The sequence below is a fragment of the Acidovorax sp. GBBC 1281 genome (genome assembly GCF_028473645.1).
GTDB lineage: Bacteria > Pseudomonadota > Gammaproteobacteria > Burkholderiales > Burkholderiaceae_C > Paracidovorax.
Window position 1 is genome coordinate 2,592,255 of record NZ_CP097269.1, and the last position, 25,788, is coordinate 2,618,042.

Consider the following 25,788-nt stretch of genomic DNA (forward strand, 5'->3'; position numbering starts at 1 on the left):
GGGGCGCATTATGGCGGCGGCGTATTGGGGAGTACTTATGTGCCAGAATGGGCCGAACAAAAAAGAAACTGTTGTGAAAATAAGTAACGCGATTCTTGGTGCAAGTTTGTCGATGGTTGCCTGCAGCGCCACGGCACTTTCGCTGGGCGCGAGCCGCGGCGCCGTGGTGCTGGGCGCTCCGGTGGATCTGGTGTTCGAGGTGCAGCCCGACCCGGGCACGGACATCGAATCTTCCTGCGTGGCGGCCCGGCTGGTTTCCGGCGAGACGCCGGTACCGGACTCCAAGGTGCGGGTGACGCCAATACCCGCCTCGGCCGGCCGATCCGCCGCCGTGCGCGTGCAGGCCAATGTGTCGGCCGACGAACCCATTCTCACCGCCAAGCTCACCGCGGGATGTCGCGGCGGTGTTACACGAAACTACACTTTTTTTGCGCAGTTGCCCGAATCGGCGGCTGGCACCTCCCGCCCCGTGGACCTGGGCCAATTGGCGCGGCCTCGCACGGCACCGGCCACAGGTGCCGGGCTGGCAGGCGACGGCGCGGCTGCAACGGGTGAGGGGCGGACTTCCGCCGCAGCCACCACCGATGCAGCCCCACGCAGGCCCGCGGCGGCGCCCCGTCCCCCACGGGCCCCTGCCGCGAATGCCCCCGCACCCCGTGCTGCGGCGGCCCCCGCCACGCCCGCCTCGGGCCGCGGGGTGTTCACCAGCCCGCAGCAGCCGGCGCCCGTTGAGCGCCCCCGCCTGGTGATGGAGCCCCTGGATGTGTGGCTCGATGCCCCGTTGCCGCTGCGTGCGGCACCGGAGATGGCCGCGCCCACTGCCACCGATGCCAGCCCACAGCGCACCGAAGCCGCCGCCCTGTGGAAGGCCCTCAACACGCCGGTGGAAGAACTGCAGCAGTCCGCGGCCCGCACCGGCAAGCTCGAAGCCGAGGTGGCAGCGCAGCGTGCCCAGGCCACCTCCGAGCGCGCGGCCGCCGCCCAGCTCAAGCAGCAGCTGGAAGCCGCCGAGACCGAGCGGTTTTCTGCCACGGTGGTTTACGGGTTGCTGGCCTTGCTGGTTCTGGCCCTGGGATTGGCTGCCTGGATCTGGGCGCGCGCACGCCGCCAGTCGGCGCTGTCCTGGAGCCATGCCGTCGCTGCCAGTGGCGGCAACGGCCCCGTAGCCGGCGCGGTGGTGGATGGGCCGGCAGGGCGCGAGTCCCTCCAGACCGCGCCGCAGGCGGCAGACGATTGGGCGGGCATGCCCGAGCCGGTCGTGCCCCCGGCCCCTGTGGCGGTGCCCGTGCCCGTGCCTGCACCGATGCCGGCCCCGGCACCCGCCAAGCCCGCGCCGCGCGCCGCCACCTTGCCCGAGCGCGCTCCGCCGCCAGTGATGCGCCGCACTGAACCCTCGTTGCGCAGCGCGCCCGCGCCCCTGGCGCCGCCTGCCCCCGTGCCGCCCGTGTCCTTGGTGCCGCCGCCATCCGCTGTCCGGGCCGCGCCCATCGTGCACCCGGAGGACCTGTTCGACATCCAGCAGCAGGCCGACTTCTTCGTGTCGGTGGGCGAGCATGACCAGGCCATCGGCGTGCTCAAGCGCCACATTGCCGAGCATGGAGAGACCTCGCCCTTCGCCTACCTGGAGTTGCTGCGCCTATATCACACGCTCAGCCGGGTGGAGAGCTTCAATCAGCTGCGGGCCCAGTTCCAGGCGCAATTCAATGCGCAGGTGCCGGAGTTCTCCTCGTTCCACCGGACGGGCCTGACGCTGGAGAGCTACATGGAAGCGTTGGCAGCCATCGAAGCCGAATGGTCGGCCCCCGAAGTGCTGGAAACCCTCGAAGGCTGCCTGTTCCGTCGCGGCGAAGACGCCATCGCGTCGCCGTTCGATCTGGCGGCCTACGACGATCTGTTGCTGTTGCTGGCCATCGCGCAGACCACGCCGGCCAATGCCCGCGGTGCTCCGCCGCCACGCACCCGCACCACACCCCTCACGCCACCGCCGCTGGAAATCGAGCCCGAGCCGGAATTGCCTTCCGCCAGCGCCTTCGGTGTGGACAGCCTCTCCGCGCGCCGGGAGCAGGAGCTGCAATCGCTGGACTCGCTGTCTGCCGGGTTCTCCTGGGAGTCGATCCCGGCGCCGCTGGCCCCCAAGCCGATTTCCGAGGCCATGCTGGACATCGACCTGACGGATCCGCCGCCGCTTACGCTGAGCGAGCTGCCCCCAGTGCCCGTCACCGCGCCGCCGTCTGCCGGGCAACCGGTCGGCTTCGGCATGGACAACGACAAGATGGAACTGCGGCTGGAGCTGGAAGAGCTGGAGCGAAAGCAGCGCACGGACAAGTGACGTAAAAAAAGGCCCTTCGGGGCCTTTTTCGATGCGGGCATGCCGTGCGTTGCGGCTTGCTGCCGTGGCGGCGCGCCTGCCAGGCGTGGCCGGTGTCAACCGGCCATGCGGGCCATCAGATCCTGCGCCGCGGCTTCCGGATCGTCGGCATTGACGAGCGCCCGCACGACGGCGATCGAGCCCACGCCCGTGGCCAGCACCTCGCCGAACTGCGGCGCCCCGATGCCGCCGATGGCGACCATCGGGTAGTGCCGCATCAGGCGGGCGTAGCCGGCCAGGCGTGCCACCCCCTGGGGCACGGTGGCCATCTTCTTGAGTGTGGTGGGAAACACCGCCCCCATGGCCACGTAGCTGGGCGCCGCGGCATCGGCGCGCACCATTTCCGCATAGCCGTGGGTGCTGACCCCCAGGCGCAGGCTGGCGTCGCGGATGGCCTGCAGCTGCGCGGGCACCAGCGCATCCAGGTCTTCCTGGCCCAGGTGCACGCCGTAGGCGCCCGCGTCGATGGCGGCCTGCCAGTGGTCGTTGATGAACAGCAGGGCATGCGTGCCACGCACGGCGTCCACGGCGGCCCGCACTTCCTGCGCGATGGTTTGTGCGTCGTCCGTCTTGTAGCGCAGCTGCACGGTGGGTACGCCGGCACGGGCCATGCGGCCCACCCATTGCGCATCGGGCAGCACTGCATAGAGGCCCAGCCGCTCGGGGCAGGCGGGGAAGGGCTGGCGGTGCGGCAGCGGCTGCAGGCCGAAGTCTTGGGGGGCATCGGGCCACTGCGCGGCGTCGAAGCTGCCGGTGCGGTCCGTCTGCGCCTGCCAGGCCCGGGCGAGGCACTCGGCATCGCTGGCGATGAAACCCAATGCGCTGCAGGCCTCCAGCGCCGCGCGGTACACCGGGCCGCCCGACAGCGGCACGGGGGCCGGTTGGGACGGGAAGTCGGCGAAGGCGGCGCCATGCGCGGCCAGGATGGCGCGCACCGATGCGGCGTGCCCCGAAGCGGTTCCGTGCAGCATTTCAGCCATGGTCGTGGTGCCAGAAAGGGGTGCCCAGCACCGGGGTGCTCGGCTGGGCGGCTTCCTGCGCGGCCATGGCGCCCGCGCGTCGGGCGGTGCGGCCGGCCTGCACCGCGTCGGCGAAGGCGCAGGCCATGGCCACCGGGTCTTGCGCCAGGGCCACGGCGGTATTGAGCAGCACGCCATCGTAGCCCCATTCCATCACCTGGCAGGCATGCGAGGGCAGGCCCAGGCCGGCGTCCACCAACATGGGCACGTCCAGGCGCTCGCGCAGCAGTTGCAGCGCGTAGGGGTTGACGGGGCCGCGGCCGGTGCCGATGGGCGCGGCCCAGGGCATCACCGCCTGGCAGCCCACGTCAACGAGGCGCTGGCAGAGCACGAGGTCCTCGGTGCAGTAGGGCAGCACCTGGAAGCCGTCGCGGATCAGCTGCGAGGCGGCATCGACCAAGTTCAGCGTGTCGGGCTGCAGCGTGTAGTCGTCGCCGATCAGCTCCAGCTTGATCCAGGGCGTGCCGAACACCTCGCGCGCCATCTGCGCGGTGGTGATGGCCTCCTGCACGCTGTGGCAGCCGGCGGTGTTGGGCAGCACGGGCACCTCCAGGCGCCGCAGCAGCTCCCAGAAACCGCTGCCGGTTTCGGCGGCGTTGCTGCCCTGGCGCCGCAGCGAGGCGGTCACCATCGCGGGCCGGGCGCGCTGCACGGCGGCTTCGAGCACGCTGGGGGAGGGGTAGCGGGCGGTGCCCAGCAGCAGGCGGCTGGAAAAGCGCTGGCCGTACAGGACCAGCGGATCGGCGTCGTCGTTGTCGTGGGAAGGGTTGGAAGGGGAATGCATGGCGCTCAGCCGCCCGTCACGGGCGAGATCACTTCCACCCGGTCGCCCGCGGCGAGCTGGCGCAGGTGGTACTGGGTGTTGGGAACGAAAACGGTGTTCACGGCCACCGCGAAGGGCGGGCGCGCGGCGATGGCGGCGAGCGCGTCGGCCACGGTGGCCGTCTCCGGCAGGGTCGCGGCGGTCTGGTTGATGGTGATGTTCATGGGGAAAGGGCCGCCTCTTCGTCGAGGTGCAGGGCCAAATCGAAACGGGAGGCCAGTGCCGATTGTCCCTGGTTCAACCATTCCATGACGGCGTCGAGGATGGCCGGGGCGATCATGAAGCCATGGCGGTACAGGCCGTTGACCTCCAGCACGCGCGGGCGCACCTGGCGGAGGGCGGGCAGGTTGTCGGGCAGGGTCGGGCGGCATTGCGTGGCCACTTCGAGGATGCGGGCCTCGGCAAAGCCCGAATGCACCGCGTAGGCCGCGCTCAGCAGTTCTAGCGTGGAGCGCACGCTGGCAGGGGACAGGTCGTCCGATTCGATCTCGGTCGCGCCGATCACGAACAGGTGGTCTTCCTTGGGAGCGATGTAGATCGGGTAGCGCGGGTGCACCAGGCGGGTCGGCCGCCGCAGGGTCACCTCGGGCGCATGCACGCGCACGACTTCGCCGCGCACGCCGCGCAGCGCGCTCCACTGTGGGCGGGCGCCCAGGCCCCGGCAGTCGATCACCCAGTCGGGCTGGCCAGGCGTGCCGGGCGAAAAGTCCGACGGTGCGCGCGGGCAGTGCCAATGGGCCTCGATGCCCAGGCCGGCGAAGCTGGCTTCCAGCGCGGCCAGCAGTTGCCGGTTGTCCAGCTGGCCCTCGCCGGGCAGATACAGCCCTTGGGCGAAGCGCTGGCCCACGGCGGGCTCGTGCGCCTGCACGCCGGCGCTGTCGAGCACCTGCAAAGCCGGCAGTTCGGGCAGCACGGCCGTGGTGCGTTCGAGCTGTCCGCGCAGCCGGGCGGCCTCAGGCGCGTCCTGGCGGTGCCACAGGATCAGCGTGCCCTCCTGCTGAAAGAACACGGGCCCGTTCAGGCGGGCCAGCAACTGGGGCCAGCGCGTGAGCGCGTAGTGGCCCATGCGCACCACGCCGGGCTCGGTCACCGCGGACTCCGCCAACGGTGCCAGCATGGCCGCGGCGATGCGCGCCGCGGCGCCTTGCGCATCGGGCCCGGCGGCGTCGTAGACCGTGACCGCATGGCCCTGGTGGGCCAGCTCCACGGCCAGCAACCGGCCCATGAGGCCGGCGCCCAAAATGGCAAGGGAGGAGGGCGAGGAAGGGGAAAGAAGAGGGGGGCGCATCGGGTCCGTCTGTCTGCAAGCCAACAGGGGGACAAAACGGGAAGGCTCCGCCGATGAAACTCCCCACGCCAGCATGACCTGGATCAGGTCGCGGGGCACGCGGGGCGGTGGTGTGGCCGCCAGGCCCCAGGGTATGTTCTCAGTCGCGCGCCATGGGCGGGACACCCCTGTTTCGTCCGTGCAGGGATTACAGCACAGTGACCGCGCCCGCCGGTTTGACCTGGCGCATGGGCCATAATTTTTGCCCATGAACACTGAGACCCTCTCGCCGCCGGCCGTCCGCCGCTACGCACGCGTGCTGTCGATCGCCGGATCGGACAGCGGCGGCGGAGCGGGCATCCAGGCCGACCTGAAAACCTTCAGCGCCCTGGGCTGCTACGGCATGACCGCCATCACCGCCCTGACCGCGCAGAACACGCAGGGCGTGCGCGCCATCCACGGCGTGCCGCCGGACATGCTGCGCCAGCAGATCGATGCGGTGGTGGAGGACATCGGCGTGGATGCCGTGAAGATCGGCATGCTGCATTCGCCCGAGGTGGTGCGCGTGGTGGCCGATGCCATCCGCCGCCACCGCCTGCCGCACGTGGTGCTGGACCCGGTGATGGTCGCCACCAGCGGTGACCGGCTCATCGCGCAAGAAACGGTGGGCGTGCTGGTCGAGGCCTTGTTCCCGCTCGCCACGCTGGTCACGCCCAACCTCGACGAAGCGGGCTTGCTGCTGGGCCGGGTGGTGGACGGCGCGGATGCGCTGGACGCTGCGGCGCGGGACCTGCTGGCGCTCGGCGCGCCGGCCGTGTTGCTCAAGGGCGGCCACCTGCCGGGCGACTGGGTGATCGACGTGCTGGCCGGGCCGCAGGGCCTGTACCACCGGCTGCAGTCGGCCCGCATCGCCACGCACAACGGGCACGGAACGGGCTGCACGCTGTCGTCCGCGATCGCCGCGCACCTGGCGCTCGGCGAGCCGCTCGTGCAGGCCGTGGAGCATGCCCGCGCCTACATCCTGGCGGCCATCGCCGCGGGCGCCGATGTGCACACCGGCCGGGGCCACGGGCCGCTGAACCATGGGCACAGCCCGGTGGCGCAGCGCATCGTGCATGGCTGACCGCGCAGGGGCGCTGCCTGCCCATCCCTCACCGACCAAGGCTGGTTGGGCATGCTATGAAAATGATAGCTATATGCCGGCGACTTGATTGTGCTGGAGCCCGATTTCTGCCTCAAACCACCACGCGGCCATTCAAACCGGCCGTGTGCGCCGCAGGCGTGGGTCAGCGCCGCGCCCAGCGCCGGCAGCACCCGCGGCAGCCCGTGGTAGCAGGCGATGCCCGCGATCCAGAGGCCGACGGGCAGCCATTCCACCTGCCGCGCCTTTGCCAGGGCCTGCTGCACCGGCGCGCCGAACGCCAGCCGGCCCAGGATGACGCCGAACAGCGGCACGAACACCGAGCTGAGCAGCAGCAGGAACGGCTCCAGGCTGTGCATCGGCAGCACCAGGGCGAGCGCCGTGCACAGCGCCGCCATGGCCATGCCCCAGCGACGCACGCCCCAGCGCGGCAGCAGGCTGTGGGCCGAGACCGCGCCCGAATACGCATCGCCATAGGCGTTGTCCACCTCGTCGATCAGGATGAGCGACAGCGCGATCAGCCCGCCCTGGGCCAGCAGCAGCGCGGTCACCAGGTCCTGGCTGGGCAGCGTGAGCGCCACCAGCACGCCGAGCGCATAGCACCACAGGTTGGCCAGCGCGTAGCCCAGCCAGGTGCCGCGCAGCGCGGACCGGCCGGACGTGCCGTGGCGCGCGTAGTCGGCCACCAGCGGCAGCCAGGAGATGGGCATGGCGATCACGAGGTCCAGCGCCGGTAGCACGCCCATGCCGCCCGCGCCGGGGCGCGTCCACAGCGTGGCGAAGCCCTGGGCCTGCGCCAGCGACACGAACTGCCAGCTCAGCCACAGCAGCGACAGCACCACCAGGGGCAGCGCCACGCGCGCGATGAGCCGGCGCACCAACTGCACCATCGAGCCGCTGAGCAGCAGCATCACCACGCCGCCCCACAGCAGCGTGGCCAGCACCGGCCAGTGGGCCCCGCCCATGGCGCCGGCCTGCCGGCCGATGGCCACCGTGGCATCGCGCATCACCACCAGCTCGAACGCGCCCCAGCCCGCGAGCTGCACGATGTTGAGCCCGATGGGCAGGCCCGCGAACGCGCGCCCGTAGACGGCATGCATCAGTCCGGCGCTCGCCAGGCCGCTGTCGCAGCCGATCTTGGCCACCCAGCCCAGCAGGCCGGCGCCGATCAGCGATCCGGCCACGATGGCCGCCAGCGCCTCGCGCGGGCTCAACGCGGGCATCAGATAGGCGCCGACCTGCATCACCAGCAGTCCCACGCCCAGGCTGAACCACAGCGAGGCATGGTCGCCGAAACGGAAGACGCGGCGGTCGGGCGCGATGGGGATCAGCGCGTCGTTGGCGGGCGCAGGGGGCGAGGAGGGCGGCATGGAAGCTCCGTGGATGGCAGGCACAGCAGGGTCGCGGCACGGGCTGGCCCCAAGGCACGCCGGGACGGCATGCGGTGGGCGTGGCGGCGGGAGGCGAATGGCCTGCGCGAGGATGACCCCGGCCGATTCAAGGGGAAAGTCTCAGACGGGGGCCGGTCGGCGGCACCCTTGGCGAAGCCGCGATTCTAGGGCGGTGCCGAGGCCATCGGCACCGCCACTCCCAGCCGCTCGTGCAGCCGGGCGCTGGTGGTGGTGTACTGCAACGCCACGGGCGTGCCGGACAGATATTCCGCCGCGCCGAAGGCCGCCAGCGTGGCTTCGTGGAAGCCGCACAGGATCAGCTTGCGCTTGCCGGGGTAGGTGTTGATGTCGCCCACCGCATGGATGCCGGGGATGGCCGTGCGGAACGTGGCGGTATCGACCACGAGCTGCTTGCGCTCCATCGCCAGGCCCCAGTCGGCGATGGCGCCCAGGCGTGGCGAGATGCCGAGGCAGGCGATTAGCACGTCGAGCGGCAACGGTCGCGGCTGCCCGTCCGGGTCGATCAGTTGCAGCGCGGCCAGGCGGTCCTGCTGCACCTCGATGCCGACGATCTGCCCGGCCACCACCGTGATGCGGCCAGCGTCGCGCAGGGCCTGCAGCTGGGCCAGGGCCTCGGGCGGCGCCTGGAAGGCATCGCGCCGGTGCAGCAGGGTCACGCTGGCGGCGGCGTGCGGCCCCGGTTGGGCGCAGGCGATGGCGCGGGCCACGGCGGTGTCTTCGCCGCCATGCACGACTACATGCCGGCCGGCGGTGTCGGCCGCATCCTCGTGGTAATGCAGTTGCGTGCCTTCGAAGCGATCGATGCCTTCGGCCTTGACGGCGCGCGGCACGAACGCGCCCACGCCCGCGGCGATGAAGACCGTGCGCGCCAGCAGCGCGGTGCCGGCCGTGGTCTGCAGCAAAAGCCGCCCGTCGGGCTGCGGCGCGAGCGTGGCAACACGCTGGCCCAGGTGCAGGGTGGGTGGGAACGGGGTGATCTGCCGCTGCAGCAACGCGACGAGTTCGCGCCCGGTGCAGACGGGAATGCCGGGAATGTCGTAGATGGGTTTGTCGCCGTACAGCTCGGCGCACTGGCCGCCCACGTGGGGCAGCGCATCGATCACGTGGGCTGCAATGCCCTGCAACCCGAGCTGGAACACCTGGAACAGCCCGACCGGCCCCGCGCCGATGACGGCGGCATCCGTCTCGATGGCCATCGGGGTGGATGGGGGCGCTTCGGTCTTCACGGGGCGTCGGGGGCCTGTCTGCTTCAGCGGATCAGGTCGGCCACCTTGCCGGGCTTGCCGTTCCATTCGTCGGCGTCGGGCAGGGGCGCCTTGCGCTTGGTGATGCTCTTGAATTGGGGCGACAGGTCGGCGTTGATCTTGATGAAGGCGATCTGGTCCGGGGGCAGGTCTTCCTCGGCAAAGATGGCGTTGGCCGGGCACTCGGGAATGCACACGGCGCAGTCGATGCATTCATCGGGGTCGATCACGAGGAAGTTGGGGCCTTCGCGGAAGCAGTCCACGGGGCACACGTCCACACAGTCGGTGTACTTGCACTTGATGCAGTTTTCGGAGACGACGTGAGTCATGGCAGGAGTTGTCGTTGGATCGGGGGTAACCCGCGATTTTAGGGCGTTTCAGGGAGCGGCCCGGGGGCCGCCCCTGCAACGGCAAGGATTCGGCGCCTCCGGTCAGGCCGCCGGGGCGTTCACGAGCACCGCGCCAGCGGTCTTGTGGCTGGCGGTATCCACCAGGATCAGCGAGCCCAGCACGCGCGCCTGGGTGAACGGCGCGGCGGGCAGGGGCTCCTGCAGCAGCAGGTCCACGTGGCCGATGGCATTGGGGTCGAGCTGGGCGGCGTCTTCTTCGGCCAGCGTGTGGATGTTGAGCTTGTGCACCACGCGCTGCACCTTGGCCTTGACCCAGCGGTGGCCGTGCAGCGCCCAGTACACGCGGCCGGCGACCAGGGGCTCGTCGTCCATCCAGGCCACGGTGGCGCGCAACTCGCGCCGGCCGGGCCAGGAGGGCGTCGATGCCGGGGTGTCGAAATCGTCGGCGGCCACGGCGGCGGCCTGCGGTGCGGCCAGGATCCAGTCGCCGCGCGACACGTCCACCTCGCGGTCGAGCACGATGCCCGCGCTCTGGCCGGCCGGCACGCCCACGGGGCGGCGTGCGTGGTCCAGCACCTGGGCCACGGTGGCCTGCTGGCCGCTCGGGAACACCTGCACGGCCGTGCCCGGCGCCACGGCGCCTGCCGCCACGCGGCCCCAGAACACGCGGCGGCCCTGGGAGGTGTCGGCGGAGGACGAGAATTTCTCGACCCACTGCACCGGGAAAGCCAGCGGCAGCGCGACGTCGGTGGGCGTGTTGGGCAGGCGCTCCAGGATCTGCAGCAGGCTCGGGCCTTCGTAGCCGCACCAGCCGGGGTGCGCATCCACCACGTTCCAGCCCTTGAGGGCGGACACCGGCACCGTCGCCCGCGCGGCGATGCCGGCGGCCTGTGCGAACGCGCCGAGCGCATCGCGGATGTGGCGGAAGGCGAGTGCCGGGTCTTGCACTGCATCGAGCTTGTTCACCGCGAACACCAGCGAATGCACGCGCAGCAGGTGCACCAGCAGGGAGTGGCGGCGCGTTTGCACCAGCAGTTCGAGGCCGGGGTTCTTCCAGTCGAGCTTGGTGGCATCGACCAGCACCACGGCCGCGTCGGCGCTGCTGGCGGCCGTGACCATGTTGCGCGTGTACTGCTCGTGGCCCGGCGCATCGCCGATGATGAACTTGCGCTCTTCGGTGGCGAAATAGCGGTAGGCCACGTCGATGGTGATGCCCTGCTCGCGTTCGGCCGACAGGCCGTCGGTCAGCAGGGCCAGGTCGGTCTCGCCCTGGCGCTGCACGCCGGCCAGGTGGTCCTGCAGCACGGCCTTGCTGTCCACCAGCAGGCGGCCGATGAGGGTGCTCTTGCCGTCGTCGACCGAGCCGCAGGTGATGAACTTCAGTGCAGAGATGGCATCGTTTTGGCCCGATGCCGGCGGATTGATTGCCTGCTCTGCTATCGAATTGGTAGTGGTGGTCATCAGAAGTACCCGTCTTTCTTGCGCTTTTCCATCGAGGCGTCGGAGGTCTTGTCGTCCATGCGCGTGGCGCCGCGCTCGCTCACATCGGCCGCCAGGGTCTCGATCACGATGTCGGCGGCCGTGGCGGCCGGGCTCTCCACCGGGCAGGTGCAGGTGATGTCGCCCACGGTGCGAAAGCGCACGTCGCGCGTCTCCACCGTTTCGCCGTCGCGCGGCGGGGTGAGGTCGGTCACGGGCACGAGCAGGCCCTTGCGCTCCACCACCTGGCGCTTGTGGGTGTAGTAGAGCGAGGGCAGGGCGATCTGCTCGCGGTCGATGTACTGCCACACGTCGAGTTCGGTCCAGTTGCTGATCGGGAACACGCGAAAGTGCTCGCCCGGCGCCAGCCGTGTGTTGAACAGCGTCCACAGCTCGGGCCGCTGGGCCTTGGGTTGCCATTGGCCGAAGCTGTCGCGGTGCGAGAAGATGCGCTCCTTGGCGCGGGCCTTTTCCTCGTCGCGGCGGGCGCCGCCGATCAGCGCGTCGAAGCGGAATTCCTCGATGGCCTCCAGCAGCGTGACCGACTGGTGCACGTTGCGGCTCTCGCCCGGATGCGCGAGGCGCACGGTGCCGCGCGCCATCGAGTCTTCCACGCTGCGCACGATCAACTCGGCCCCCAGTTCCTTCGCCCGGAAGTCGCGGAAGTCCGTCACCTCGGGGAAGTTGTGGCCGGTGTCGATCATCAGCAGCGGGTAGGGAATGCGCCCTGCGCCGAAAGCCTTCTCGGCGCACCGCAGCATCACCAGCGAATCCTTGCCGCCCGAAAACAGCAGGGCGGGGCGCTCGAAGGCGGCGGCCACCTCGCGCAGGATGAAGATGGTTTCTTCTTCCAGCGCGTCCAGGTGGCGGTTGCTGAGGTGGCTCAGCACATGGGATTCGGTGCGGGCATTCATGCGGGGATCTCGTTGGGGGCTTCGGTGTGCAGGGCGGGGGGCGTCGCGTCAGGCGGCGTCGCGGAAATGCGGCAGCGGGTGCGTCACGTCGCCCTGGTAGAAGGCGTGGAAGCGGTCCAGCTGGCGCTGCGCGTCGGCCATGTCCACGCCCTCGCGCAGCACGGCCACGTCGAAGCCGCAGCGGGCCATCTGCACCAACTGGTCGATGAGCACCTCGCCCGTGGCGCGGATCTCGCCCGCGAACTTCAGGCGCTGGCGCAGCAGGCGGGCCTGGCTGAATGCGCGGCCGTCGGTGAATTTCGGAAAGTGCAGATCGATGCGCTCGATGCCTGCAAGGTCTTGCGCGAGCGGGTCGGCGTCGTTGGCCAGTTCAAGGACTTTTTGGCCTTCTGCGCTGGTGCTGTGTGCGCTGGCAGCTATTATTTTCATAGTAATTCGATGGGGCTTGAGGACGTCGGCGGATGTCAGGCGGAGAGGACTTCGGCCGGGTGGCGCGCGGCGTTGGCAGCGGCCTTGAAAGGCTCGATGCCCACGCGGCGCACGGTGTCGATGAAGTTCTCGTGCCGGGGGCCGTGGGCGGCGTCCACCACGGGCAGGCGCTCGGTGCGGTAGGTGGCCAGCAGCGCCTCGATCACGCCGGGCACTTCGCTGGCGCTGAACGACGGGCCGATGATCTTGCCGGGAATGGCCGGACCCGACAGGTTCGTGCCGTCGGCGCCGCCCAGGGTGATCTGGTACCACTCCTTGCCGTCTTTATCCACGCCCAGGATGCCGATGTGGCCGCTGTGGTGGTGGCCGCAGCTGTTGATGCAGCCGCTGATGTGCAGGTCGATCTCGCCCAGGTCCCACAGCTCGTCCAGGTCCTGGTAGCGCTCGGTGATGGCTTCGGCGATGGGCAGCGAGCGGGCGTTGGCCAGCGAGCAGAAGTCGCCGCCGGGGCAGGCGATCATGTCGGTCAGCAGGCCGATGTTGGGCTTGGCCAGGCCAAGCGCCTTGGCGGCCTTGTACAGCTCGGGCAACTGGTCGCGGCGCACCCAGGGCAGCAGCAGATTCTGCTCGTGCGTCACACGCGCCTCGCCGCCCGAGAAGCGGTCGGCCAGGTCGGCAGCGGCTTCCATCTGCTCGGCGGTGGCGTCGCCGGGCGCGTAACCCAGGCGCTTGAACGACAGCACCACGGCGCGCAGCTGCGGGTGGCGGTGCGGCATCACGTTGCGCGTGAGCCAGCGGCCGAAGTCCTGGTCGTTCTCGGCGGCGGTGCGCAGCAGGGCCACAGTCTCGGCTTCGGCGTCGGCCGGGCGCAGGTCCAACTCGGGTTCGCGGAACGCGGCGGTCACGCGGTCCAGCTCGGCCTGGGTGATGGTGTGCGGGCCGCCTTCGATCTCGACGATCTGCCGGAACTCCTCCTCCACCTGGTCGATGTAGGTCTGGCCTTCGGACTTGACGAGGATCTTGATGCGCGCCTTCCAGGCGTTGTCTCGGCGGCCGTAGCGGTTGTAGACGCGGATCACGGCTTCCAGGTAGTTCATGAGCTGGTTCCAGGGCAGGAACTCGCGCAGCACCGGGCTGATGACCGGCGTGCGGCCCATGCCGCCACCGGCGCGCACGCGAAAGCCCAACTCGCCGGCATCGTTCTTGTGCAGCTGCAGGCCCACGTCGTACCAGCCGAGGGCGGCGCGGTCTTCCAGTGCGCCGTTGAGCGAGATCTTGAACTTGCGCGGCAGGAAGGCGAACTCGGGGTGCAGCGTGCTCCACTGGCGCAGGATTTCGCAGAACGGGCGCGGGTCGGCGATCTCGTCGGCGGCGATGCCGGCCAGCGCGTCGCTGGTGATGTTGCGGATGCAGTTGCCGCTGGTCTGGATGCCGTGCAGCTGCACGGACGCCAGCAGGTCCATCACATCGGCGCTCTTGTCCAGCGGAATCCAGTTGTACTGCACGTTGGTGCGCGTGGTGAAGTGGCCGTAGCCGTACTTCAGCTGCGTGCCGATGCGCCGGCCGTCGTGCAGGGGGATGTCGCCCAGCTTTTCCTGCGTGGCCTGGGCCTCGGCCAGCAGGGCCGCATCGGGCTGGTCGTACTCGCGGGCCACCTTGGCCAGCACGCGCAGCTGGGTGCTGGACAGCTCGCCGTAGGGCACGGCCACGCGCAGCATGGGCGCGTAGCGCTGCACGTACCAGCCGTTTTGCAGGCGCAGGGGCTTGAATTCGTCGCCCGAAAGCTTGCCGGCCTGGAAGCGTTCGAGTTGGTCGCGGTACTGCTCAGCGCGCAGCCGGATGAATTCGCGGTCGAAGTCTGTGTATTGGTACATCGTGGGTCACTCAGATCAAAACCAGTTTGGCGCCCGCCCAGGCGAGCAGCACGGAAAGGGCCGAGCGGATCAACCGCTCCGGCGCGCGGGATACGAGGCGCGAGCCCAGCCAGATGCCTGGCAGCGATCCCGCCAGCAATTGGACCAGAAGCGGCCAGTCCACGGAGCCGAGCGACGCATGCCCCAGGCCCGCCACCAGGGTCAGCGGCACGGCGTAGGCAATGTCGGCCGCGATGATGCGCGGCAACGGCAGCAGGGGAAACACCATCAGCAGCACCGTCACGCCGATGGCGCCCGCGCCCACGGAGGTGAAGGTGACCAGCGTGCCGATCACGGCGCCCAGCAGCACCGGCAGGCTCCAGTGGCGCGGCCGTGCGGCGTCTTCGCCGGCATCGGCGCGCGCCGCCCGGTCGGCTGCCTGGCGGGCGGCAGAAAACACGAAGGCCTTGTACAGCATGGCCGCGGCGGTCAGCAGCAGGGCGGCGCCGAGCGTGGTCGTCATGATGCGCTGGGCGGTGCTGCTGCTGGGCCCCATCACCTGGAGGGCCCACAGCGACAGCAGCGCCGCCGGCACGCTGCCGGCGCACAGCAGGCCCACCACCTTCCAGGGCACGAGCCGCTGGCGCGCCAAGCTGACGGTGCCGCCCATCTTGGTGAAGGCGGCGAACAGCAGGTCGGTACCGATGGCCAGGTGCGGCTTCACGCCGAAGAAGAAGATCAGGATCGGCGTCATCAGCGAGCCGCCACCCACCCCGGTGAGGCCGACGATCAAGCCCACCGCGAAGCCCGCGAAAACGAATGCCAAATCATGCATGCGGGCGAATGTAGTGGGAGTCTTTATGGAAACAAACGATTGTTTTGTGAGGCCGTTATGCGGATAAGCATATTCCTCAAGGCTGGCGCGGGTTGGCAGGGGGCGGACGGCGAAAAACGGCGATAAGGGGTTGGGCGCCGTTTCTGCCCGGCCCGCGGGTCAGTCCAGGTTCACAGCCGTTCCGTGCCCAGCGCTTGGGCCAGGCGGGCGTCCAGCGGCAAGGGTTCGCCATGCAGCCGGGCGGCGACCAGTTCGCCGCACAGCGGCGCCAGCGTGATTCCGCGCGCACCCATCGCGGTGCACACCCAGAGCCCGGGCAGGGCGTGCGGGTCCACCGGGCCGGCAATCGGCAGGCGGTCGGGCGAGGCGCAGCGCAGGCCGGCCCAGACCGAAACGGGGGGGATTTGTTTGCCGGGCACTCGGTCCGTTTGGGCCGCTTGGGGCTGGCCGAAGGCGGGCGCCAACTGGTCCGCCACGGCCGGCAGCAAGGTGCGCAGCTTTTTCCAGTTGGTGGCGTGGGCGGCCGCCTCGTCGGCGCTGCTGGGCGGAAGCTCGGTGGCGTGGCGTTCGAAGGTGGAGCCGGCGTACCAGCGCCGGGCGCCGTTCGCGCCCTCCGGCCCAGGAATGTGGGGCACGAGGCTGCCGTTGCCGTTGACCGGGAAGGGCGGCCAGCCCGCGGTGCCTTCGCCTTCTTCGGCCCACGACACCTGGCCGCGCAGCGGCTGCAGGGTCCAGCGGTGCTCCAGCAGCGGCATGCTGCCGGGCCCGGCAGCCACGAAGGCGTACGGGGCCTCGGCCAGCACCTGGCCCTGCGCATCGATGGCTTGCCAGCCCGCCGGCCCAGTGTCGTCGCTCTTGCCGTCGCTCTTTCCGTCCTCGCCGGCCGGCACGCGGCGCAACCGCGCGACCTGTGCGCCGCCCTGCCATGCGATGGCCGGGTGGCTCAGCAAGGCCTGCACCAGCCGCGCCGGGCGCACCCAGCCGGCGCGGGCATGCCAGCAGGCCGTGGTGCCGTGCGGCAGCCCGGCCTGCCGCAGCGCGTCGGCGTCGGCGGGGCGGCTCCATTCGCTGCCGCTCCCGCCGGCCCAGGCCGGCGGTACCCCCGGGCTGCCGTCCACGCGGTGCTCCAGCACGCCGCAGGGGTTCCAGGCTTCGCCCACCGGCAGGGCCGAAAGCGCCTGCAGCGTGGTGCGCACCCCGCTGCGCGACAGGCGCGACAGCACGCTGTCGTCGGGCGACATATGGGGGGCGAACAGGCCGGCGGGCAGGCCGGAGGCGCCACGCGCGGGCGCGTCGGCGCGGTCCAGCACCCGCACCTTCCACCCGCGCCGCGCCAGGCTCGCGGCCACCGAGGCGCCGGCCAGGCCCGCGCCGATCACCAGGCATTCGGACGCCGCCGCCACTTCCAGCGGCGGCGGGGCGTTGCGCGCCGCCCGGGGTTCCCAGGCCGGATCGAACGTGGCCTGCAGGTTGTCGCGCTTCGGGGGCACGCCGGGCACCTTGGTCACGGTGAAGCCGCACTGCGCGAGTGTGTCGCGCACCGCCCGCGCGATGGTCCAGGTCGCAAGCCGCGTGCCCCGCCGGCAGCAGCGCGCCACGGCCTTCAGGGTGTGTTCGCTCCAGAGGTCGGGGTTGCGCTGCGGGCTGAAACCGTCCAGGTAGACCGAATCGGCTGTCGGCATCTGCTGGCGCAGCATGGCCTGGGCATCGCCCACATAGAGTGTGAGCAGTACGCGGCCCTGCTCGAACGACAGGCGGTGCACGCCCGGCAGCAGCCCCCAGAACTGGTCGTGCAGCTGCTGCGCCAGGGGCGCGAGGTCGGGATGGGCACGGGTGGCGCGCAGCAGGTCGGCGGCCACCACGGGGTGGGCTTCGCATGAGGCGAAGTGCAGCAGGGCGGGGCGATCGGGGTCGCTGCGCCAGGCCGCCCAGGTCACTAGGAAGTTCAGTCCCAGGCCGAAGCCGGTCTCCAGGATGCGCCAGCGCGGCTGGCCGGCCCAGGCCTGCGGTAGGCCGCAGCCGTGCAGGAACACGCGGCGCGCCTGGTCCAGGCCGCCGTTTTCACTGTGGTAGCGGTCACCGAACCGCAGGCTGTAGGGGGTGCCGTCCGCCAGCCAGTCGATGGGCTCCGGCATGAACCGCGCCGGGTTCATTCCCGGCGGTTCACGCGCTGGGCGGCACGTAGCCCTGGGCGGCGTCGGCGCCTTCGCCGAAGAAGTGCTGCTCCATCTGCCGGGCCAGGTACTGGCGGGCGCGGGCGTCAGCCAGGTTCAGGCGGTTTTCGTTCACCAGCATCGTCTGGTGCTTGAGCCAGGCGGCCCAGGCTTCCTTGCTGACGCTCTCCCAGATGCGCTTGCCCAGGTCACCGGGGTAGGGGGGAAAGTCGAGGCCTTCGGCTTCCTTGCCGAGTTTGATGCATTGAACGGTACGTGCCATGGGGAAGGGTCCTGGAAGGATGGTTTAGATGTTTTGGGTATTTAAAACTGAAATTTCAGTAGTTCCAGTTTTGAAGAGGGACTTTCAGAATGCGTTGCATCGGTGATTTGCACCGGACCGCATTCCACAAAAGAAAGCCTCTCATGAACGTTCGCCGCGACTTTATCAAGTTTCCTCTCGCCGCCGCCCTGCTGGCCGGTATGGCCCTGACGGCTTTGCCGTCGCTGGCCCAGCCGGTGCAGTTCCTGAACGTGTCCTACGACCCCACCCGGGAACTCTACGTCGAATACAACCAGGCGTTCGCCAAGCACTGGAAAGCCAAGAGCGGGCAGGACCTGGCGATCAAGCAATCGCACGGCGGCTCCGGCAAGCAGGCGCGCTCAATCATCGACGGCATCGATGCCGACGTGGCCACGCTGGCCCTGGGCGGCGACATCGATGCGCTCGTCACGCACGGCGGCCTCGTCAAGGCCGACTGGCAAAAACGCCTGCCGCACAATTCGGCTCCCTACACCTCGACCATCGTGTTCCTGGTGAAGAAGGGCAATCCCAAGGGCCTGAAGGACTGGGACGACCTGGCCAAGCCCGGCGTGCAGGTGATCACCCCCAACCCCAAGACCTCCGGCGGCGCCCGCTGGAACTACCTGGCCGCCTGGGAATTCGCCAAGCGCAAGTACGGCGGCGATGCGCAGGCCAAGGACTTCGTCGCCAAGCTGTACAGCAATGTGCCCGTGCTGGACACCGGCGCCCGCGGCTCCACCATCACCTTCGTGCAGCGCGGCGTGGGCGACGTGCTGCTGGCCTGGGAGAACGAAGCCTTCCTGGCGCTGAAGGAGTTCGGTCCCGAGAAATTCGAGATCGTCGTGCCGTCGCTGTCCATCCTGGCCGAGCCCAGCGTGGCGGTGGTGGACAAGAACGTGGACAAGAAGGGCACCCGCGCCGTCGCCGAGGAATACCTCAAGTACCTGTATTCCGACGAAGGCCAGGACATCGCCGGCAAGAACTTCTACCGCCCCACGGGCGACAAGGCCAAGGCCAAGTACGACAAGCAGTTCCCCAAGCTCACGCTGGTGACCATCGACCAGGCCTTCGGCGGCTGGGCGAAGGCCGACAAGGCGCACTTCGCCGATGGCGGCAGCTTCGACCAGATCTACACCAAGAAGTGAAGACGACGGCGCTCTTGCCAATCCGCCCGCGCTAGAAAGCCCCATTCCATGTCCGTCCTCCTGATCGCCGGCAGCCCCTCGGAGCGTTCCCGCTCCGCCGCCCTGCTGGATACCGTGTCGCAGCGCCTTTCGGTGCGCGGTGCGCTGGTGCAGCGCCTGCACATCCGCGACCTGTCGCCCCAGGCGCTGCTGCTGGCGGACACGGGCCACCGCTCCATCGCCCACGCGGTGGACAGTGTGGCCGAGGCCAGCGTGCTGGTGGTGGCGACGCCCGTCTACAAAGCGGCCTACAGCGGCGTGCTCAAGGTCTTTCTCGACCTGCTGCCGCAGACGGCGCTCAAGGGCAAGACCGTGCTGCCGCTGGCCACCGGCGGCAGCGCCCACCACATGCTAGCGCTGGACTACGCACTGCGGCCGGTGCTGCAGTCGCTGGGTGCCAAGCACATCCTGCCGGGCATCTACGCCACCGATGCCCAGGTCACGCTCACGCCCGAGGGCGCCTACGAGGTGGGGCACGACGTTTCCTCCCGGCTGGACGACGCCGTGAACGTGCTCATCACCGAAACCCTGCGGCCCGCGCCGGCCCAGGCCACGCGGTTCGCGCCGGTGCATTTCTCCCAGGTGCGATGTAGCGTCTGATGCGCCCCGGGCGGCGCCGGCCTGTGGGTCGGCCCCCGCCGTCCGCGCCTCCCCAAGCCTTCCCCATTTTTTGAGAACCCGCTCGCCGCGGGCAGGCCGCTGCATCGCCGCCCGCACCCGGTGGACCTCGCCAGAAAGACCGATCGCATGACTTCGAATTTCTCTTCCCTGCGCCGCCGGATGGTGGTTTCCGGCCTCGGCACCGTGCTGGCCACCGGCCTGCCGCCCGCTTTTGCCCAAAAGGGCGACCGCGTCCTGCGTGTGGGCCACCAAAAGGGCTGGCTGTCGCTGCTCAAGGCCCGTGGCACGCTGGAAAAACGCCTGGCGCCTTTGGGCGTGAAGGTGACCTGGACCGAGTTCAATGCCGGCCCGGTGCAACTGGAGGCGCTGAACGTCGGCTCGATCGACTTCGGCGACGTGGGCGAGGCGCCCCCCATCTTCGCCCAGGCTGCCGGCGCGCCGCTGGTGTACGTAGGGGCCACGGTGCCGCGCCCGCAGCTGGAGGCGGTCGTCGTGCCCAAAGGCTCGGCGATCCAGAGCGTGGCCGAACTGAAGGGTCTTCGCGTCGCGCTCAACAAGGGCTCGAACGTGCACTACCTGCTGGTCAAGGTGCTGGAAAAGCACGGCCTGCACTACCGCGATGTGCAGCCGGTCTTCCTTGCGCCGCCCGATGCGCGGGCGGCCTTCGAGAAAGGCGCCGTGGACGCCTGGGTGATCTGGGACCCGTTCCTCGCCTCCGCGCAAAAGACGCTGCAGGCCCGCGTGCTGGCCGATGCCACGGGCGTGGCGAACAACCGCGCCTATTACTTTTCCTCGCGCGACTATTCCGCCAGGAACGCCGACGTGCTGCGCATCGCCATCCAGGAGGTGGACGCCATCGACAAGTGGATCGCCGCGCACAAGGCCGAGGCCGCGGCGGAGCTGTCCACCGTGCTGGGGCTGGACCGCGCCGTCACCGAGCTGTTCGTGGGCCGGGCGGGCTACGGCACCTCGCTGGTGTCGCGCGACATCCTGGCCGAGCAGCAGGTGATCGCCGACACCTTCTTCGACCTGAAGCTCATCCCCCGCAAGCTCAACCTGCAGGACGCCGCTCCGGTGGACCTGCTCTGAAAGGGTGCACCCATGTCCGCACCTTTCCCAACCCCTTTGCAGGTGCGCGTGCGCCGGGTGCTGGGCGTGACCGCCCAGGCCTGGGGCCTGGCAGCGCCGCGCGAAAGCGCCCGCGTGCTGGCGCTCGCCCCGGCACCCCGGGCTGCTCGCCGGCGCCGGGCCGTGGCGCGGGCGCCATTTTTCGCCATTTCCTACTGAACGACGACGAGGTCATCGCATGCAAGTGTTCTGGTTCATTCCCACCCATGGCGACAGCCGCTACCTGGGCACCACCGAAGGCGCGCGCCAGCTCAGCCACGACTACGTGAAGCAGGTGGCCGTCGCGGCCGATAGCCTGGGCTACGAAGGCGTGCTCATTCCCACCGGGCGCTCGTGCGAAGACCCGTGGGTGGTGGCCTCCAGCCTGGTGGCGGTGACGCGCCGCCTCAAGTTCCTGGTGGCCGTGCGGCCGGGCCTGCACCAGCCCAGCCTGGCCGCGCGCATGGCGGCCACGTTCGACCGGCTCTCGGGCGGGCGGCTGCTGATCAACCTGGTGACGGGCGGCGACCAGGTCGAGCTGGAAGGCGACGGCGTGTTCCTCGACCATGCGGCGCGCTACGAGCAGTCGGCTGAATTCATCCGCATCTGGCGCGAGATCCTCACGCGCAGCCACGACGGCGGCACCTTCGACTACGAGGGCAAGCACCTCTCGGTCAAGGGCGCCAAGCTGCTGTTCCCGCCGCTGCAAAAGCCGTATCCGCCGGTGTACTTCGGCGGCTCCTCGGCCGCCGCGCACGATCTGGCCGCCGAACAGGTGGAGGCCTACCTGACCTGGGGCGAGCCGCCCGCCGAAGTGGCCAAGAAAGTGGCTGATGTGCGCGAGAAGGCCGCGCGGCTGGGCCGCACGGTGAAGTTCGGCATCCGCCTGCACGTGATCGTGCGCGAGACCGATGCCGAGGCCTGGGCCGCGGCCGAGAGCCTCATCAGCCGCGTGAAGGACGAAACCGTGGTGCAGGCCCAGGCCGTGTTCGCGCGCATGGACTCCGAGGGGCAGCGCCGCATGGCCGCTCTGCATGCGGGCGGGGCCAGGCGCTCCCGGGCCGACCTGGAGATCAGCCCCAACCTGTGGGCCGGCGTGGGCCTGGTGCGCGGCGGGGCGGGCACGGCCCTGGTGGGCGATCCGCAGACCGTGGCTGACCGCATCAAGGAGTACGCCGCCTTGGGGATCGACACCTTCGTCATGTCGGGCTACCCGCACCTCGAAGAGGCGTACCGCTTTGCCGAGCTGGTGTTTCCGCTGCTGCCGCTGGCGTTGCAGGAAAAGCTCGCGGGCGGCGCGCCCGGCGGGCCATTCGGCGAGGTCGTGGGCAACCAGTACGCGCCGCGCGCGTCGCAAAGCTGAGCGGCGGGGCAGACCATGGCGATCCATTCCATCAACCATGTGCAACTGGCCTTTCCGGCGGGCGCCGAGGGCCAGATCCGCAACTTCTACAGCACGCTGCTGGGGCTGCCGGAATTGATCCACCCCATCGGCAGCATCCTGCGCTTTGCCGCGGGCGCGCAGCGCATCGAGCTGGTGCCCACCGAACGCTGGCAGCCGGCGCCTGCCGTGTCCCACCTGGCGTTCGAAGTGGAGAACCTGCCCGAGCTGCGCGGGCGGCTGCTGCAGGCCGAGCTGCCGCTGGTGGAGAACCGGGCGCTGCCCGGCTACCTGCGCTTTTATGTGAAGGACCCGGCGGGCAACCAGCTGGAGTTCCTCGAACCCGACAACGAACCGAGGTACGACGCATGACCGATACGGTACGAGAGCTGCAGGTCTCGCCCCTGCCCGAGTCGCCCGAAGGCCCGGCGGGCGCCTTGCCTGCGCCGCTGGTGCAGCTGGTGGCCGCCGTATGGCGCCGCCTGCTGCCCTGGCTGGTGCCGGTCGCGCTGATCGCGCTGTGGCAGGTGGCGTCCGCCCTGGGGTGGCTGTCCACCCGCGTGCTGCCGGCGCCGCTGGACGTGGTCAAGGCCGCGTGGACGCTCACCGAATCGGGCGAGCTGTGGACCCATGTGAAGGTGAGCGCCAGCCGTGCCCTGGCGGGCCTGGCGATCGGCGGCGGCCTGGGGCTGGTGCTGGGGCTGCTCACCGGCTCGCTGCGGCTGGCCGAGACGCTGCTCGACTCCACCATCCAGATGGTGCGCAACATCCCGGCGCTGGCGCTCATTCCGCTGGTGATCCTGTGGTTTGGCATCGACGAGTCGGCCAAGCTGTTCCTCATCAGCGTGTCGGTGTTCTTCCCGATCTACCTGAACACCTTCCACGGCATCCGCAACGTGGACCCGGGCCTGATCGAGATGGGCCGCACCTACGGCCTGTCGCGCTGGCAGCTGTACCGCGAAATCATCCTGCCCGGCGCACTTTCGTCCATCCTGGTGGGCCTGCGCTTTTCGCTGGGGCTGATGTGGGTGATCCTGATCGTGGCCGAGACGATTTCGGCCCAGGCCGGCATCGGCTACCTGACCATGAACGCCCGCGAGTTCCTGCAGACCGACATCGTGCTGGTGGGCATCCTGCTGTATGCGCTGCTCGGCAAGCTGGCCGATGTGTTCGCCCGCGGGCTGGAGCACTGGTGGCTGCGCTGGCACCCTGGCTACCAGGCCAAGTCCTGAACCCGTCCGCCGTGCGCTTGACCGAAAGAAAGAAACCGCCCATGACCTTTTCCCATTCCCCCAATCGCCGCACGGTGCTGGCGGCGCTGGCCGCCACGGCCACGCTGGGCGGCACCGGGCTGGCCGCCGCACAAGGCGCTGCGCCGTCCGTGGTGCGCATCGGCTACCAGAAGTCGTCCACGCTGACCGCGCTGCTGAAAGTGCAGGGCACGCTGGAAAAGCAGCTCGCGCCGCTGGGTGTGCAGCCCGTGTGGCACGAGTTCACGAGCGGCCTGCCGCTGCTGGAGGCGCTCAACCTCGACAACCTGGACTTCAGCGCCGACGTGGCCGACACCGTGCCGGTGTTCGCCCAGGCCGCCGGGGCCCGCGTGACCTTCGTGGCACAGGAGGCACCGTCGCCCACGGCCCAGGCCATCCTGGTGCGGGCGGACTCGCCGCTCAAGACCGTGGCCGAGCTCAAGGGCAAGAAGGTCGGCTTCGCCAAGGCGGCGGGCGCGCACTACCTGCTGATCGCCGCGCTGGAAAAAGCCGGCCTGTCGTTCAGGGACATCGAGCCGGCCTACCTCACGCCCGCCGACGGCCGGGCCGCCTTCGAGCGTGGCGCTATCGATGCCTGGGTGGTGTGGGACCCGTTCCTCGCGGCCGCGCGGCAGCAGTCCGGCGCCCGGGTGCTGGCCGACGGCACCGGCCTGGCGTCGTACCAGCGCTACTACCTGGCCAGCACCCGGTTCGCCCAGGCGCGGCCCGACGTGCTGCGCACCCTGTATGCCGAACTGGAAAAGGCCGGCCGCTGGACCAAGGCCTACCCCAGGGAGGCCGCCGCGCTGCTGGCGCCCGTGTGGGGCCTGGATGCGGCCGTCATCGAGCAGGCCAACGGCCGCCGCAGCTATTCCGTGCGGCCCGTGGTGCCCGAAGGACTGGCCGAGCAGCAGCGCATCGCCGATGCCTTCTTTGCCGAGAAGCTGATCCCGCGCCGGGTGGATGCCCTGGCCGTTCCCTTGTTCAAGCCCGGAGCCTGACCCCATGCCTGACGCCCGACCTTCCTCTTCTGCATCCCCCGCCAGCGGCGGCGTGCGCCTGCAGGCGCGCGGCCTGTCCAAGCGCTACGGCCAGCGCGACGTGCTGCGCAACGCGCAGCTGGAAATCGAACCCGGCGAATTCATCGCCATCGTGGGCCGCAGCGGCTGCGGCAAGAGCACCTTGCTGCGGCTGGTGGCCGGGCTGGAGGCCGCCAGCAGCGGCACGCTCACCACTGACGGCCAGGCCGTGGCCGGCCTGCACGACGACACGCGCATCATGTTCCAGGAAGCCCGGCTGCTGCCCTGGCGCCGGGTGCTCGACAACGTGACGATCGGCCTGCCCAAGGCCGCGCAGGCGCGGGGCCGCGAGGTGCTGGCGCAGGTGGGCCTGGCCGACCGCGAGGGCGAATGGCCGGCCCGGCTGTCGGGCGGGCAGCGCCAGCGCGTGGCCCTGGCGCGCGCCCTGGTGCACCAGCCGCGCCTGCTGCTGCTCGATGAGCCGCTGGGCGCGCTGGATGCGCTCACCCGCATCGAGATGCACCGCCTCATCGAGGGGCTGTGGCAGCGCCATCGCTTCACGGCGCTGCTCGTCACCCACGACGTGCAGGAGGCCGTGGCCCTGGCCGACCGCGTGGTGCTGATCGAAGACGGCCGCATCGCGCTGGACGAGCGCATCGACCTGGCCCGCCCGCGCTCGCAGGGCGATGCCGCCTTTGCCGCCATCGAAAAACGCATCCTCGACCGCGTGCTGCAAAAGCCCGACGCCGACCCGCCGGCCGATCCGGCCTGGCCCGGCATTCCCGCGCACGGGCTGCGCTGGGCGGTCTGAAGCGCCGCCTTCCATCGTTCCGTTCCCTGATTTTCGATCCCACCGTTTTCCGTTCCCGGACTTTTCAAGGAGAAAACCATGTCCATCCAAGCCATCAACGTGCGCAATCAATTCAAGGGCAAAGTGCGCGAGATCGTCCGCGGCGACGTCGTGTCCGAGGTCGATGTCGAGACGCCCTGGGGCATCGTCACCTCCGTCATCACGACGCGCTCGGTCGATGAACTGAGCCTGGTCGTGGGCTCCGACGTCGTGGCGTTGGTCAAATCCACCGAGGTGTCGATCGCCAAGCTGTGAAGGGCATCGGGGCCAAAAACGGCTCCGGCGCATGATTCACTAGGGCATTGTGCTATAAAAATAGTAGCATCTGTTTTGGAAGGCGGCTTGCGGGCCGCCTTTTTCATGGCGGGGCGATCCCGGTGGGCGCGCGCTGCGGTACGGGCGCCCGGCGTGTCCGCCTTCATCCGTGCGGGCACTTTCCGACACCGTTGCGTGCGGTGCCTCGGTAGCGTCGAGGCCTGTTCCAACGAGGCACTCCCATGAATCCTTCTCCCATCGAATCATTCAAGCGGCTCCAGCGGTACGACGACCGGCGCCCTGGCTTCCAGGGCGAGCACTGGCTGGTGCTGGGCGCGGGCGCCGCGCTGCTGCTGGCCTCGCGCCGCAGCCCCTCGCCCTTGCGGCGCACCGTCGGCTCTGCGCTGGGCAGTGCGCTGCTGGTGCGGGCCGCCAGCGGGCGCCAGGGCCTGGCCAGCATCCTGCGCTACCTGCCGCTGGGCCGGCGCTGGTAGGGCGCACGCCCGGCGCGGCGAAGCGAAGCGGCTGCC

Annotated in this window: 27 protein-coding genes; 13 read left to right on the forward strand and 14 right to left on the reverse strand. The window is 70.0% G+C overall.

What is annotated here, in order from left to right:
- The first annotated feature begins 112 nt into the window (after positions 1 to 112).
- Positions 113 to 2,329, forward strand: a complete 2,217-nt coding sequence (locus M5C96_RS11995) for a hypothetical protein (RefSeq protein WP_272569309.1) — start codon at positions 113 to 115, stop codon at positions 2,327 to 2,329.
- A gap of 95 nt (positions 2,330 to 2,424) precedes the next feature.
- Here M5C96_RS11995 and M5C96_RS12000 read toward each other — a convergent pair whose 3' ends face one another.
- The 4 genes from M5C96_RS12000 to M5C96_RS12015 are packed head-to-tail and all read right to left on the reverse strand — an operon-like array spanning position 2,425 to position 5,435.
- A complete protein-coding gene (locus tag M5C96_RS12000) occupies positions 2,425 to 3,348 on the reverse strand; it encodes a thiamine phosphate synthase (RefSeq protein WP_272569310.1) in 924 nt (307 codons plus the stop codon).
- Positions 3,341 to 4,171, reverse strand: a complete 831-nt coding sequence (locus M5C96_RS12005; protein WP_272569311.1) for a thiazole synthase — start codon at positions 4,169 to 4,171, stop codon at positions 3,341 to 3,343. The genes M5C96_RS12000 and M5C96_RS12005 overlap by 8 nt, the downstream gene beginning before the upstream one ends.
- 5 nt (positions 4,172 to 4,176) lie before the next feature.
- Entirely contained in the window at positions 4,177 to 4,374 is a 198-nt protein-coding gene (gene thiS, locus M5C96_RS12010; protein ID WP_272569312.1) for a sulfur carrier protein ThiS, read from the reverse strand.
- Positions 4,371 to 5,435: an FAD-dependent oxidoreductase gene (locus M5C96_RS12015; RefSeq protein WP_272569313.1), complete on the reverse strand. Its 1,065-nt coding sequence runs from the start codon at positions 5,433 to 5,435 to the stop codon at positions 4,371 to 4,373. Before M5C96_RS12015 ends, thiS begins: the two co-directional genes overlap by 4 nt.
- A 310-nt stretch (positions 5,436 to 5,745) precedes the next feature.
- Here M5C96_RS12015 and thiD point away from each other — a divergent pair, with 310 nt between their 5' ends.
- Entirely contained in the window at positions 5,746 to 6,600 is an 855-nt protein-coding gene (thiD, locus tag M5C96_RS12020) for a bifunctional hydroxymethylpyrimidine kinase/phosphomethylpyrimidine kinase (protein ID WP_272569314.1), read from the forward strand.
- On the opposite strand, the gene M5C96_RS12025 is transcribed toward thiD, so the two are convergent.
- From M5C96_RS12025 to M5C96_RS12070, 10 genes are all read right to left on the reverse strand, one after another.
- On the reverse strand, positions 6,492 to 7,988 hold the full coding sequence (locus M5C96_RS12025; protein ID WP_272569315.1) for a purine-cytosine permease family protein: 1,497 nt from the start codon (positions 7,986 to 7,988) through the stop codon (positions 6,492 to 6,494). The genes thiD and M5C96_RS12025 overlap by 109 nt on opposite strands.
- A gap of 185 nt (positions 7,989 to 8,173) precedes the next feature.
- Positions 8,174 to 9,226: an NAD(P)/FAD-dependent oxidoreductase gene (locus M5C96_RS12030; RefSeq protein ID WP_272569316.1), complete on the reverse strand. Its 1,053-nt coding sequence runs from the start codon at positions 9,224 to 9,226 to the stop codon at positions 8,174 to 8,176.
- 53 nt (positions 9,227 to 9,279) lie between these two features.
- Positions 9,280 to 9,603, reverse strand: coding sequence for a ferredoxin FdxA (fdxA, locus tag M5C96_RS12035; RefSeq protein ID WP_092743740.1), 324 nt, complete (start codon positions 9,601 to 9,603; stop codon positions 9,280 to 9,282).
- A gap of 102 nt (positions 9,604 to 9,705) precedes the next feature.
- A complete protein-coding gene (locus M5C96_RS12040; RefSeq protein ID WP_272569317.1) occupies positions 9,706 to 11,085 on the reverse strand; it encodes a sulfate adenylyltransferase subunit 1 in 1,380 nt (459 codons plus the stop codon).
- Positions 11,085 to 12,017 (reverse strand): sulfate adenylyltransferase subunit CysD, encoded by a 933-nt coding sequence (gene cysD, locus M5C96_RS12045; protein WP_272569318.1) that lies wholly within the window; start codon positions 12,015 to 12,017, stop codon positions 11,085 to 11,087. The genes M5C96_RS12040 and cysD overlap by 1 nt, the downstream gene beginning before the upstream one ends.
- Before the next feature lie 48 nt (positions 12,018 to 12,065).
- Complete coding sequence (locus tag M5C96_RS12050) at positions 12,066 to 12,446, reverse strand: DUF934 domain-containing protein (RefSeq protein WP_272569319.1); 381 nt, start codon at positions 12,444 to 12,446, stop codon at positions 12,066 to 12,068.
- Between the two features lie 35 nt (positions 12,447 to 12,481).
- Positions 12,482 to 14,320 (reverse strand): nitrite/sulfite reductase, encoded by a 1,839-nt coding sequence (locus M5C96_RS12055; protein ID WP_272569320.1) that lies wholly within the window; start codon positions 14,318 to 14,320, stop codon positions 12,482 to 12,484.
- 10 nt (positions 14,321 to 14,330) lie between these two features.
- A complete protein-coding gene (locus tag M5C96_RS12060) occupies positions 14,331 to 15,134 on the reverse strand; it encodes a sulfite exporter TauE/SafE family protein (RefSeq protein WP_272569321.1) in 804 nt (267 codons plus the stop codon).
- 170 nt (positions 15,135 to 15,304) lie between these two features.
- Complete coding sequence (mnmC, locus tag M5C96_RS12065; protein WP_272569322.1) at positions 15,305 to 17,269, reverse strand: FAD-dependent 5-carboxymethylaminomethyl-2-thiouridine(34) oxidoreductase MnmC; 1,965 nt, start codon at positions 17,267 to 17,269, stop codon at positions 15,305 to 15,307.
- Positions 17,270 to 17,297: 28 nt separating this feature from the next.
- Entirely contained in the window at positions 17,298 to 17,570 is a 273-nt protein-coding gene (locus M5C96_RS12070; RefSeq protein WP_092743728.1) for an oxidative damage protection protein, read from the reverse strand.
- Between the two features lie 143 nt (positions 17,571 to 17,713).
- On the opposite strand from M5C96_RS12070, the gene M5C96_RS12075 reads away from it, so the two are divergent.
- From M5C96_RS12075 to M5C96_RS12125, 11 genes are all read left to right on the forward strand, one after another.
- Positions 17,714 to 18,736 carry a sulfate ABC transporter substrate-binding protein gene (locus M5C96_RS12075; protein ID WP_272569324.1) on the forward strand — a complete coding sequence of 341 codons (1,023 nt, stop codon included), beginning with the start codon at positions 17,714 to 17,716 and terminating at the stop codon, positions 18,734 to 18,736.
- A 48-nt stretch (positions 18,737 to 18,784) separates the two neighbouring features.
- The gene (gene ssuE / locus M5C96_RS12080; RefSeq protein ID WP_272569325.1) at positions 18,785 to 19,375 is read left to right on the forward strand and encodes an NADPH-dependent FMN reductase; all 591 of its coding nucleotides are present in this window, start codon (positions 18,785 to 18,787) and stop codon (positions 19,373 to 19,375) included.
- 147 nt (positions 19,376 to 19,522) lie between these two features.
- Positions 19,523 to 20,485 carry a sulfonate ABC transporter substrate-binding protein gene (locus tag M5C96_RS12085; RefSeq protein WP_272569326.1) on the forward strand — a complete coding sequence of 321 codons (963 nt, stop codon included), beginning with the start codon at positions 19,523 to 19,525 and terminating at the stop codon, positions 20,483 to 20,485.
- 12 nt (positions 20,486 to 20,497) lie between these two features.
- Positions 20,498 to 20,683: a hypothetical protein gene (locus tag M5C96_RS12090; RefSeq protein ID WP_272569327.1), complete on the forward strand. Its 186-nt coding sequence runs from the start codon at positions 20,498 to 20,500 to the stop codon at positions 20,681 to 20,683.
- A gap of 19 nt (positions 20,684 to 20,702) precedes the next feature.
- Entirely contained in the window at positions 20,703 to 21,866 is a 1,164-nt protein-coding gene (gene ssuD, locus M5C96_RS12095) for an FMNH2-dependent alkanesulfonate monooxygenase (RefSeq protein ID WP_272569328.1), read from the forward strand.
- A gap of 15 nt (positions 21,867 to 21,881) precedes the next feature.
- A complete protein-coding gene (locus M5C96_RS12100) occupies positions 21,882 to 22,256 on the forward strand; it encodes a VOC family protein (protein WP_272569329.1) in 375 nt (124 codons plus the stop codon).
- Complete coding sequence (ssuC, locus tag M5C96_RS12105) at positions 22,253 to 23,116, forward strand: aliphatic sulfonate ABC transporter permease SsuC (RefSeq protein ID WP_272569330.1); 864 nt, start codon at positions 22,253 to 22,255, stop codon at positions 23,114 to 23,116. The genes M5C96_RS12100 and ssuC overlap by 4 nt, the downstream gene beginning before the upstream one ends.
- Before the next feature lie 41 nt (positions 23,117 to 23,157).
- A complete protein-coding gene (locus tag M5C96_RS12110) occupies positions 23,158 to 24,135 on the forward strand; it encodes an aliphatic sulfonate ABC transporter substrate-binding protein (RefSeq protein WP_272569331.1) in 978 nt (325 codons plus the stop codon).
- A 4-nt stretch (positions 24,136 to 24,139) separates the two neighbouring features.
- The gene (locus M5C96_RS12115) at positions 24,140 to 24,964 is read left to right on the forward strand and encodes an ATP-binding cassette domain-containing protein (RefSeq protein WP_272569332.1); all 825 of its coding nucleotides are present in this window, start codon (positions 24,140 to 24,142) and stop codon (positions 24,962 to 24,964) included.
- A gap of 78 nt (positions 24,965 to 25,042) precedes the next feature.
- Positions 25,043 to 25,258: a TOBE domain-containing protein gene (locus M5C96_RS12120; RefSeq protein WP_092743710.1), complete on the forward strand. Its 216-nt coding sequence runs from the start codon at positions 25,043 to 25,045 to the stop codon at positions 25,256 to 25,258.
- Positions 25,259 to 25,500: 242 nt separating this feature from the next.
- Positions 25,501 to 25,752, forward strand: coding sequence for a hypothetical protein (locus tag M5C96_RS12125; RefSeq protein WP_272569333.1), 252 nt, complete (start codon positions 25,501 to 25,503; stop codon positions 25,750 to 25,752).
- Positions 25,753 to 25,788: the final 36 nt, after the last annotated feature.

Bases quoted from the DNA above. Each gene is read 5' to 3' on its own strand.
- M5C96_RS12115 (WP_272569332.1), top strand. From the start codon at position 24,140: ATGCCTGACGCCCGACCTTCCTCTTCTGCATCCCCCGCCAGCGGCGGC.
- thiS (WP_272569312.1), bottom strand. From the start codon at position 4,374: ATGAACATCACCATCAACCAGACCGCCGCGACCCTGCCGGAGACGGCC.
- M5C96_RS12070 (WP_092743728.1), bottom strand. From the start codon at position 17,570: ATGGCACGTACCGTTCAATGCATCAAACTCGGCAAGGAAGCCGAAGGC.
- M5C96_RS12100 (WP_272569329.1), top strand. From the start codon at position 21,882: ATGGCGATCCATTCCATCAACCATGTGCAACTGGCCTTTCCGGCGGGC.
- M5C96_RS12090 (WP_272569327.1), top strand. From the start codon at position 20,498: ATGTCCGCACCTTTCCCAACCCCTTTGCAGGTGCGCGTGCGCCGGGTG.
- thiD (WP_272569314.1), top strand. From the start codon at position 5,746: ATGAACACTGAGACCCTCTCGCCGCCGGCCGTCCGCCGCTACGCACGC.
- M5C96_RS12085 (WP_272569326.1), top strand. From the start codon at position 19,523: ATGACTTCGAATTTCTCTTCCCTGCGCCGCCGGATGGTGGTTTCCGGC.
- ssuC (WP_272569330.1), top strand. From the start codon at position 22,253: ATGACCGATACGGTACGAGAGCTGCAGGTCTCGCCCCTGCCCGAGTCG.
- mnmC (WP_272569322.1), bottom strand. From the start codon at position 17,269: ATGCCGGAGCCCATCGACTGGCTGGCGGACGGCACCCCCTACAGCCTG.
- M5C96_RS12125 (WP_272569333.1), top strand. From the start codon at position 25,501: ATGAATCCTTCTCCCATCGAATCATTCAAGCGGCTCCAGCGGTACGAC.
- ssuD (WP_272569328.1), top strand. From the start codon at position 20,703: ATGCAAGTGTTCTGGTTCATTCCCACCCATGGCGACAGCCGCTACCTG.
- M5C96_RS12060 (WP_272569321.1), bottom strand. From the start codon at position 15,134: ATGCATGATTTGGCATTCGTTTTCGCGGGCTTCGCGGTGGGCTTGATC.
- M5C96_RS12005 (WP_272569311.1), bottom strand. From the start codon at position 4,171: ATGCATTCCCCTTCCAACCCTTCCCACGACAACGACGACGCCGATCCG.
- M5C96_RS11995 (WP_272569309.1), top strand. From the start codon at position 113: ATGGTTGCCTGCAGCGCCACGGCACTTTCGCTGGGCGCGAGCCGCGGC.
- ssuE (WP_272569325.1), top strand. From the start codon at position 18,785: ATGTCCGTCCTCCTGATCGCCGGCAGCCCCTCGGAGCGTTCCCGCTCC.
- M5C96_RS12055 (WP_272569320.1), bottom strand. From the start codon at position 14,320: ATGTACCAATACACAGACTTCGACCGCGAATTCATCCGGCTGCGCGCT.
- M5C96_RS12075 (WP_272569324.1), top strand. From the start codon at position 17,714: ATGAACGTTCGCCGCGACTTTATCAAGTTTCCTCTCGCCGCCGCCCTG.
- M5C96_RS12015 (WP_272569313.1), bottom strand. From the start codon at position 5,435: ATGGGCCGGTTGCTGGCCGTGGAGCTGGCCCACCAGGGCCATGCGGTC.
- M5C96_RS12040 (WP_272569317.1), bottom strand. From the start codon at position 11,085: ATGACCACCACTACCAATTCGATAGCAGAGCAGGCAATCAATCCGCCG.
- M5C96_RS12110 (WP_272569331.1), top strand. From the start codon at position 23,158: ATGACCTTTTCCCATTCCCCCAATCGCCGCACGGTGCTGGCGGCGCTG.
- cysD (WP_272569318.1), bottom strand. From the start codon at position 12,017: ATGAATGCCCGCACCGAATCCCATGTGCTGAGCCACCTCAGCAACCGC.
- fdxA (WP_092743740.1), bottom strand. From the start codon at position 9,603: ATGACTCACGTCGTCTCCGAAAACTGCATCAAGTGCAAGTACACCGAC.
- M5C96_RS12050 (WP_272569319.1), bottom strand. From the start codon at position 12,446: ATGAAAATAATAGCTGCCAGCGCACACAGCACCAGCGCAGAAGGCCAA.
- M5C96_RS12025 (WP_272569315.1), bottom strand. From the start codon at position 7,988: ATGCCGCCCTCCTCGCCCCCTGCGCCCGCCAACGACGCGCTGATCCCC.
- M5C96_RS12120 (WP_092743710.1), top strand. From the start codon at position 25,043: ATGTCCATCCAAGCCATCAACGTGCGCAATCAATTCAAGGGCAAAGTG.
- M5C96_RS12030 (WP_272569316.1), bottom strand. From the start codon at position 9,226: ATGGCCATCGAGACGGATGCCGCCGTCATCGGCGCGGGGCCGGTCGGG.
- M5C96_RS12000 (WP_272569310.1), bottom strand. From the start codon at position 3,348: ATGGCTGAAATGCTGCACGGAACCGCTTCGGGGCACGCCGCATCGGTG.